7 protein-coding genes are annotated in these 6956 nt (G+C 66.7%); 1 reads left to right on the top strand and 6 read right to left on the bottom strand.

Going from position 1 to position 6956, the window contains the following annotated elements:
- Nucleotides 1-150: 150 nt before the first annotated feature.
- Genes JNJ68_RS01000 through JNJ68_RS01015 form a run of 4 tightly spaced genes read right to left on the bottom strand, consistent with a single transcriptional unit; the run spans nt 151 to nt 4051 of the window.
- Nucleotides 151-1314, bottom strand: a complete 1164-nt coding sequence (locus JNJ68_RS01000; protein WP_294977870.1) for an acyl-CoA dehydrogenase family protein — start codon at nt 1312-1314, stop codon at nt 151-153.
- A 4-nt stretch (nt 1315-1318) separates the two neighbouring features.
- A complete protein-coding gene (locus JNJ68_RS01005; protein ID WP_294977873.1) occupies nt 1319-2797 on the bottom strand; it encodes a carnitine 3-dehydrogenase in 1479 nt (492 codons plus the stop codon).
- 10 nt (nt 2798-2807) lie between these two features.
- Nucleotides 2808-3134 (bottom strand): hypothetical protein, encoded by a 327-nt coding sequence (locus tag JNJ68_RS01010; RefSeq protein ID WP_294977875.1) that lies wholly within the window; start codon nt 3132-3134, stop codon nt 2808-2810.
- Between the two features lie 2 nt (nt 3135-3136).
- A complete protein-coding gene (locus JNJ68_RS01015; protein WP_294977878.1) occupies nt 3137-4051 on the bottom strand; it encodes a 3-keto-5-aminohexanoate cleavage protein in 915 nt (304 codons plus the stop codon).
- Between the two features lie 74 nt (nt 4052-4125).
- Between JNJ68_RS01015 and JNJ68_RS01020 the strand changes: the two genes are divergently transcribed.
- Nucleotides 4126-5088, top strand: a complete 963-nt coding sequence (locus tag JNJ68_RS01020; RefSeq protein ID WP_294977881.1) for a GlxA family transcriptional regulator — start codon at nt 4126-4128, stop codon at nt 5086-5088.
- A 3-nt stretch (nt 5089-5091) separates the two neighbouring features.
- Here the strand turns inward: JNJ68_RS01020 and JNJ68_RS01025 are convergent, their stop codons facing one another.
- On the bottom strand, nt 5092-5559 hold the full coding sequence (locus JNJ68_RS01025) for an MgtC/SapB family protein (protein ID WP_294977883.1): 468 nt from the start codon (nt 5557-5559) through the stop codon (nt 5092-5094).
- A 17-nt stretch (nt 5560-5576) separates the two neighbouring features.
- The coding region (locus tag JNJ68_RS01030; RefSeq protein ID WP_294977886.1) for a M3 family metallopeptidase at nt 5577-6956 on the bottom strand (1380 nt) is incomplete at its 5' end.

Consider the following 6956-nt stretch of genomic DNA (forward strand, 5'->3'; position numbering starts at 1 on the left):
GTCACGGTCATCGGCGTCCCCGCCTGTACCGCCCCGACAGAATCGCGCATTAACCTTAACGCGCGGTTACCGAAGTCCGATGTTGCCTGCATTTTCTGTCCAAAAATATCCCACGGGGGTCCGGGGGTGTGAAACCCCCGGTCCGACGGTTCAACCCCCGACCGCCCTCAGCAATTCTCGGCTGATGATGTGGCGCTGGATTTCGGAGGTGCCCTCCCAGATCCGCTCCACCCGGCTGTCCCGCCAGATGCGTTCCAGCGGCAACTCGTCCATCAGCCCCATTCCGCCGTGGATCTGGATCGCCTCGTCGGCGACATGCGCCAGCACCTCGGTCGCCTTCAGCTTGGCCATCGACATGTCGGCTTCGGTCACCGTGCCCTGGTCGTATTTCCACGCCGCCTCGCGGGTCAGCAGTTCCGCCGCCTTCAGTTCCATCGCCATGTCGGCGAGCTTGAAGCTGATCCCCTGGAACTTGCCGATCTGCTGGCCGAACTGCTTGCGCTCCGCCGCATAGGACACCGCATGGCCGAGCGCGCGCTCAGCGCGGCCCAGACAGGTCGATGCCACCTGCAACCGGGTCGCGCCCAGCCAGGAATTCGCCACCTCGAAGCCCTTGTGCGGCTCGCCCAGCACGTTCGCGACCGGCACCCGGCAGTCGTCGAACTCCAGGACCGCATTGGTATAGCCGCGATGCGAAACGTTTCGGTAACCCTCGCGCACGGTGAAGCCCGGCGTGCCCTTGTCGACGAAGAAGGCGGTGATCAGTTTCTTCGGCCCGCGCGGGGTCTGCTCCTCGCCGGAGGCCATGAAGCAGATCGCGAACCCGGCCAGGTCGGCGTGGCTGATGAAATGCTTGGTGCCGTTCAGCACCCAGTCGCCGCCGTCCAAGCGCGCCGAGGCCTTCATCCCGCGCAGGTCAGACCCCGCGCCGGGTTCGGTCATCGCCAGGCAATCCCAGGTCTCCCCCCTGATGCAGGGCATCAGATACCGCTCGCGCTGGTCGGCGTTCCCCGCCAAGAGGATGTTCGAAGGCCGCGCCACGGTCGTCCAGTGCAGCGCATAGTTCGCCTTGCCCAGCTCTTTCTCGTAAAGCAGCCAGGACAGGGTATCGAGCCCCGCCCCCCCCAGCTCCACCGGCATGTTGGCCGCATAAAGCCCCGCCGCCATGGCCTTCTGCTGGATCTCGCGGATCAGCTCCATCGGCAATTGGCCGGTGCGTTCCACCATCTGCTCATGCGGATAAAGCTCCGCTTCCACGAACGCCCGCGTCGTGTCGACGATCATCGCCTGTTCTTCGGTCAGCCCGAAATCCATCGCCTCACTCCTTCTTCTGGCCGACCGCGCGGCCCGCGCCTTCCGGCAGCGGCAGCCCGGCATGGGCCTTGGCCACGGCTTGCAGCCTGGCCCGGACCTCGGGCGCTGCCGCCACGGTCTTGCCCGCCTTCATGTCGACGTGCAGGCAGAGCTGCTCCACCGTCGCCACGCATTCTTCGCCCTTCATGATGCGGACGAAGCTGCGGAAGCGCTTCTCGTCCGCCGACAGGATCTGCAACTCGCCCCGGATATGATCGCCGAGCTTCGCCTCGCCCAGGTGGCGGATATGCGTCTCGGCGGAGTAGTAGGAATGTCCGGCGGCAACATAATCCATCCCCGCGCCGATCATCCGCAGGAAGTTGTCGACGGTTTCCGAGTTGCAGAAATAGTAGCGGCTTTCGGTCATGTGGCCGTTGTAGTCGATCCAGCCGGGCAGGACCTGGCCCTGGTACATGACCAGCGGCTCGGCCTTCGCCCCGGTGTCGAGGCCCTTGGCCACTTCGGCATGGAAGGCCGCAGCGCGGCGTTCGTCGTGTTCCTTGAGCACCTTGCCAGCACCCCAGTCACGTTCCTTGAGGCTGCGCAGGAAGCCCACAAGGTTGCGGTCGCGGATGCGCTCCAGTTCGCGGATGCCGTATTTGCCGGACTGCGCATCGGACTGGCTGGAGACCAGCTCCACCAGCTCGTCGTTGAACTCCGGCACATCCATCAGCTTGGTCCAGGGCCATTTCAGCGCCGGGCCGAATTGGGCCATGAAGTGGCGCATCCCGGCCTCGCCCCCCGCGATTCGATAGGTCTCGAACAGGCCCATCTGGCCCCAGCGCAAGCCAAAGCCCATGCGGATCGCCTCGTCGATCTCCTCGGTGGTGGCGATGCCGTCCTTCAGCATCCACAAGGCTTCGCGCCAGACCGCCTCCAGGAAGCGGTTGCCGATGAAGGCGTCGATCTCGTGCCGGATCACCAGCGGGAACATCCCGATGTCCTTCATGATCTCAACGGTCTTTTCGACCGTCGCCGCGGTGTTCTTGTCGGAGCCGGAGATTTCCGACAGGGGCAGCAGATAGACCGGGTTGAACGGATGCGCGACGATGATGTTTTCCGGCGCGGGCGAGCCCTTCTGCAGGTCGCTGGCCTTGAAGCCCGAGGTCGAGGACCCGATCAACACGCCCGGATTGGCCTGCTGCAACTGGGCGTAGACCTTGTGCTTCAGCTCGATCCGTTCGGAGACCGATTCCTGCACATATTCCGCCCCTTCGACGGCCTCGCCGATGGTGCCATGGAAGGTCAACTTGCCTTCCTTCGGCATCGGCACGTCCGACAGCGCGGGCAGCGCGGCCCGGGCGTTCGCCATCACCTCGGCGATCTTGCGTTCCGCCTGCGGATCGGGGTCGAACACACCCACGTCCCAGCCGTTCAGCAGGAACCGCGCGGCCCAGCCGCCGCCGATAACCCCGCCCCCGATGATTGCCGCCTTGCGCGCCATGGTCTTCCCCTCAGTCAATGCAGATGCCGACCTTCTGGCCGGTGTCGTCCAGGAATTCGAAACAGCCGAACATCGGCGTGACCGGAGAGCAGGTCCGGGTATCCGCCAGACACAGGCCCTCGCAGTCGGTCTTCTTCGTGCAGGACTTGCCCGCGTCCGGCTCCGGCAGGAAGCACACCTCGTCCGGCAGAAGCCCACCGCGCCCGACCTTGCCGCCCTTCATGAGGCACTCCGCCCGTTCGGTACTGGTCAGGGCCTTGCCCTGCGGCCCGGTCGATGGCTCCTCGACACAGGACGCGAGGAGAAGACCCGCGAAGACCAGAGCGAACCGGGCCATGACTATTTCCCCACCGGCGCCCGCTTCTCCAGCTTCAGCCGCGCCCGCACTTCCGCCGGCGTGATCACCCGTGCGCCCATGTTTTCGATGATGGTCGTGGCACGCTCCACCAGCTGGGCATTGGTGGCCAGCACGCCCTTGTCGAGCCACAGGTTGTCCTCCAGCCCAACGCGCACGTTCCCGCCCGCCAATGTGGCCGCAGCGACATAGGCCATCTCGTTCCGCCCCAGCCCGAAAGCCGAATAGTGCCAGCCCGCGGGCACGTTGTTCACCATCGCCATGAAGGTGTTCAGGTCATCCGGCGCGCCCCACGGGACGCCCATGCAGAGCTGCACCAGCACGGGTTCCGGGATCACGCCTTCCTTGACCAGTTCCTTCGCGAGCCACAGGTGGCCGGTATCGAAGGCCTCGATCTCGATCCGCACACCCGCCGCCGTCATCCGCCTGGCCATGTCCCGAAGCATCCCGGGCGTGTTGACCATCACATAGTCGGCCTCGTTGAAGTTCATCGTGCCGCAGTCCAGCGTGCAGATCTCCGGCCGGCACTCGACGATATGCGCCACCCGGTCGGTTGCGCCGCACATGTCGGACTTCGCGGCCATCGTGGTCATCGTCTCGGTGTCGTCGAAGTACATGTCGCCGCCCATCCCGGCGGTCAGGTTCAGGACCACATCGGTATCCGAATCGCGGATGCGGTCCGTCACCTCGCGATAATATTCCAGCTTGCGGCTGGGCTTGCCCGTCTCGGGGTCGCGGACGTGACAATGCACCACCGCCGCCCCGGCCTTGGCTGCCGCAATCGCGCTTTCGGCGATCTGTTTGGGCGAGCGCGGCAAATGGGGCGAACGGTCCTGGGTCCCGCCCGAGCCGGTCACCGCGCAGGTGATGAAGACTTCCTTGTTCATGTTGAGCGGCATCGCATCCTCCCCTTGGGCTTGGCCCCCACCATAGCCCGCTTGCCAGACGACGCTTTGCACATTACGCAATTTCCATGACGGAAAACGCCATCTTCCAGCCCTCGCGCGATCCCCTGACCATCGCGCTCCTCGTCCTGCCGCAGGCCTCGATCCTCGAAGTCGCCTCCGCCCTCGACCCCCTCAGGAACGCCAACCGCCAACTGGGGCATGAGGCCTACCGCTGGCGCGTCGTCTCGCCCGATGGTGCACCCGTGCCCCTGACCTGCGGCATCGAGCTTCCCTCCTCCGGCCCGCTCTCCCATGCCGTGGGCGCCGAGGCGCTGATCGTCGCCGCGGGCTACCGGCTGGCCGATGTCGCCACCCGGCCGCTGATCCACGACCTCCGCCGCATCGCCCCCCGCTTCGCGCTGGTCGGCGGCATCGACGCCGCGCCCTGGGTGCTGGCGCGTGCGGGCCTCCTCGACGGCTACCGCGCCACCGTGCATTGGGAAGACCTTGAGGACCTCGCCGCCAGCCACCCCCATATCGACGTCGTTCCCGACCGCTTCGTGATCGACCGCAACCGCGTGACCATCGCGGGCGCCGCCCCCGCTGCCGATTTCATGCTGCACCTGATCCGCACCCGTCACGGCGCCGCGCTGGCCCGGCAGGTCGCCTCCAGCTTCCTCGCCACCGTGCGGAAAGGCTCGGAACCCCAGATCGCCCCCGAGGCGCAGGAGCCCGCCCTCGACCCTCGCGTGGCGCAGGCGCTGGCCCGGATGGAGGCGCGGATCGACGCCCCCGAACCGGCCTCCGACACCGCGAAAGCCGTCGGCCTCTCCCCCCGCCGCCTGGAATCGCTCTTCCGCGCGGCACTTGGCACCACGCCCGCATCCCACGCCCTCGACCTGCGCCTGCAAGCCGCCCGCCGGATGCTGACCGACACGAGGCACCCGCTTGCCGAAGTCGCGCTGCGCACCGGCTTTTCCAGCCCCTCGACGCTTTCCCGCGCTTTCCGCGCAAGGTTCGGCCAGCCGCCGGGCGCGCTCCGCCGCTAGGTCTCAGGCCGCGTCATCGTCAAAGCTGCTGTGTTCCTGTACGACCTTGCGCAAGGGCGTCAGCACCACCAGCGTGAACACCGTCACCAGGCTCAGGATCACCGCGATGTCCAGCTGCCCATAGCCGACAGCCGCCCCCATCGCCCCCGTGGCCCAGAGGCTCGCCGCCGTCGCCGTGCCCCGCGCCCGGTCGCCCTGCTTCAGGATCGCCCCGCCGCCGACAAAGCCGATCCCGGTGATCAGCCCCTCCAGAATCCGCGAATGCTGCTCCGACCCCACGCTCAGCACCTCGATGGCGATCATCACGAAGCCGCAGGCCGCCATCGACACCAGGGGAAAGGTCCTGAGGCCTGCGCTCCGTTCCTCGCGCTCGCGGTTCCAGCCGATGGGCAGCGCCAGCAGATAGGCGACCACCAGGGAAATGAGGTGCGACAGCGCCTCTTCGGAATTCCATGTCTCGAACAGGTGCACTCACGCCTCCACTGGGGTCACGCCGGTTCCAGCAAACCCCGGCCCTTGAGCAGCGGTTCCACCCCGGGCATCCGGCCGCGGAACTTCAGGTACAGCGCCTCGGCATCCTCGGACCCGCCCGCCGACAGGATGAAGCGCTCCAGCCGCGCCGCCGTCGCCGGGTCGAACGGATCGCCCGCCTCCTCGAAGGCGGCAAAGGCATCGGCGTCCATCACCTCCGACCACATATAGCTGTAGTAGCCGCTGGAATAGCCGTCGCCGCTGAACACATGCGCGAAATGCGGCGTCGCATGCCGCATCCGGATCGCGCGGGGCATCCCCAGCCCTTCCAGCACCTCCGCCTGTTTCTGCATCGGGTCGGCAGGCGGCGCTCCGGTATGGAATTCCAGGTCGACCATCGCGCTCGACACGAATTCCACCGTGGCAAAGCCCTGGTCATAAGTGCCCGCATCCAGAAGCCGCGCCAGCATGTCCGGCGGCATCGGCTCCCCGGTCTGGTAGTGCTTCGCATGCGCTTCCAGGACCTGCGGCACTTCCAGCCAGTGTTCGTAAAGCTGGCTCGGAAGCTCCACGAAGTCGCGGGCCACCGATGTCCCGCTGATGAAGCCATAGGTCACGTCCGACAGCATCTGGTGCAGGGCATGGCCGAACTCGTGAAACAGCGTCCGCGCATCGTCATAGCTGAGGAGACAGGGATCACCCTTGGCAAAGTTGCAGACGTTCACGACTACCGGCCGCTGCTCGCCCCCAAGCTTGCGCTGGCTGCGGATCGCCGAACACCAGGCGCCTGACCGCTTGGAGCCCCTCGCGAAGTAATCGCCAAGGAACACCGCGATGTGCGCGCCCTGCCGCGTGACCTCCCAGCCCCGCACATCCGGGTGATAGAACGGCCCCTCGATTTCCCGGAATTCCAGATGGAACAGGCGGCTCGCACAGTCGAACATCGCCGCGAGCATCGCCTCCAGCCCAAGGTAGGGCTTCAAGACCGCTTCATCCAGATCGTGCTCGGCCTTGCGCCGCTTCTCGCTGTAGTACCGCCAGTCCCAAGGCTCCAGCGGCCCCGGGAACCCGTCGGCCTTCAGCATCGCCTCCAGCACCGCCCCATCCGCCAGCGCCTTGACCCGCGCCGGATGCCAGACCCGCATCAGCAGGTCGCGCACCGCTTGCGGGGTCTTCGCCATCTCCGGCTCCAGCTTGAAGGCGGCAAAATCCGGGTAGCCCAGCAGATGCGCCCGCTCCGCCCGCAGCGCCAGCGTCTCGGCGGCGATTGCCCGGTTGTCGGTCTCGCCCCCGTTCGCCCCCCGCGCGACCCAGGCCTCATAGGCCTTTTCCCGCAAGGCGCGGTTCGGCGAGAATTGCAGGAAGGGCACGATGAGCGAGCGGCTTAGCGTGACCAC

The organism is Tabrizicola sp., from assembly GCF_016793705.1.
Lineage (GTDB): Bacteria > Pseudomonadota > Alphaproteobacteria > Rhodobacterales > Rhodobacteraceae > Tabrizicola.